Origin of the sequence: Arsukibacterium sp. (genome assembly GCF_036735525.1) — a bacterium.
Classification (GTDB): domain Bacteria; phylum Pseudomonadota; class Gammaproteobacteria; order Enterobacterales; family Alteromonadaceae; genus Alishewanella.
In genome coordinates this window covers 1-1,703 of sequence record NZ_DAINOE010000203.1, presented here as the reverse complement: position 1 = coordinate 1,703, position 1,703 = coordinate 1, and the positions used below count along the sequence as shown (strand labels likewise).

Below are 1,703 nucleotides of genomic sequence, written 5' to 3'. Positions count from 1 at the left end.
GGTATAACCGCTAAATGTTTGCTACAAAGGCTGCTGCGGCAGCCTTTCAGACTGCTGACAAAGTCCTGGACGCCGATCCAGGACTTTGATCTAATAGGGTTAGTTGAATTGACGGCTAACTACTATGCTCAAAACTCCTTCTCCTCAACAGTTTCAATTGGAAATGGTCACGCTCGAAGAGCTTGTGCCCAAAGACCATTTAGTCCGTAAAGTCGATGCCGCCATTGATTTCGAATTTATTCGTGATGAAGTGGAACACCTCTACTGCAAAGACAATGGCCGCCCGCCGATAGACCCGGTTCGTTTATTTAAAATCATGATATTGGGTTACCTGTTTGGGGTGCCGAGTGAGCGCCGCCTGATGCAGGAAATTCAGGTAAACGTGGCGTATCGCTGGTTCTTACGCATGGGCCTGACAGAGAAAGTGCCGGATGCGTCGACGTTAAGCCAAAACCGCATCCGCCGCTTTAACGGTACCGATGTATTCCAGCGTATCTTTGACCGGATAGTTGAACAGGCGTTTGAGCAGCGTCTGATTGGGGGCTACACGCTGTATACCGATAGCACGCATTTAAAAGCCAGCGCGAACAAGCGTAAATCGATAAACAAGGAAGTCACCGCCAGCACCTCAGCCTATATTGCTGAGCTGGATAAGGCGATTGAAGCAGACCGTGAGGCACATGGTAAAAAGCCGTTGAAAGAAGCCAAACCAGCAACTGAGGTTAAAAACCAGAAGGTCAGCACCACAGACCCAGACAGCGGCTTTATGACCAGGGAAGGCAAGCCTCAAGGCTTCTTCTATCTGGACCATCGCACAGTGGATGGCCGTCACGGCATCATCACCGACACCTTCGCCACACCAGGTAATGTGCATGACAGCCAACCATATATCGCGCGGTTAGACCGGCAGTTAGAGCGCTTTAAGTTTACCCCGATAGCGGTAGGCTTAGATGCAGGTTACTTTACTGCGCCGTTATGTCATTTAATCCGTGAGCGACAAATTGCTCCGGTCATCGCTTACCGTCGTCCGAATGGCACGGCTAACCCCATCAAGAAGAAACACTTTAACTACGACAGCAACACCGACACATATCGCTGTCCCCAAGGTGAAATTCTCAGCTACAGCACCACGGACCGCAATGGCTACCGACACTACAACTCAGACCCGAAAGGGTGTAAAGACTGCCCGCTGAGATTAGATTGCACGAAAAGCCAACAACATAAGAAGACGTTAACCCGTCATGTCTGGGAAGAGGACAAAGAGCATGTGAGCGGGTTGAGACTCACGCCTTGGGGCAAGAAAATTTATAACCGACGAAAGGAAACGGTTGAACGCAGCTTCGCTGATGCAAAACAACATCATGGCCATCGCTATGCACGGTTCCGTGGCCTGGCAAAAGTGCAAATGCAGTGTTTACTGGCAGCGGTTGCGCAAAATATCAAGAAAATGGCCTTGCTGGCCTTTTTGTCACTTTTTTATGGTGTTAAATGGGCAATAACAGCCTTCACAGAGCAGATTATGATGAGTTACCAACCGAGGTTCAAAAAATACCATGTTTAAGAAAGACGAGCAGGAAATCCTGTTCCAGAGAGGATCTCACGCCAGAAAAAACAAACCCCAGCTAAAAAACCGGGGTTTGTCATTAATCTGAAAGGGCCGGATGATCCGGCCCTTTTTTATTGCCGGCCGGCCTTTGCGTTGG

1 protein-coding gene is annotated in these 1,703 nt (G+C 49.3%); it reads left to right on the top strand.

Translation table 11 applies throughout. From position 1 onward, the window contains the following. Window positions 1-124: 124 nt before the first annotated feature. Complete coding sequence (locus V7D78_RS17280; RefSeq protein WP_333609691.1) at window positions 125-1,561, top strand: IS1182 family transposase; 1,437 nt, start codon at window positions 125-127, stop codon at window positions 1,559-1,561. Window positions 1,562-1,703 lie beyond the last annotated feature (142 nt).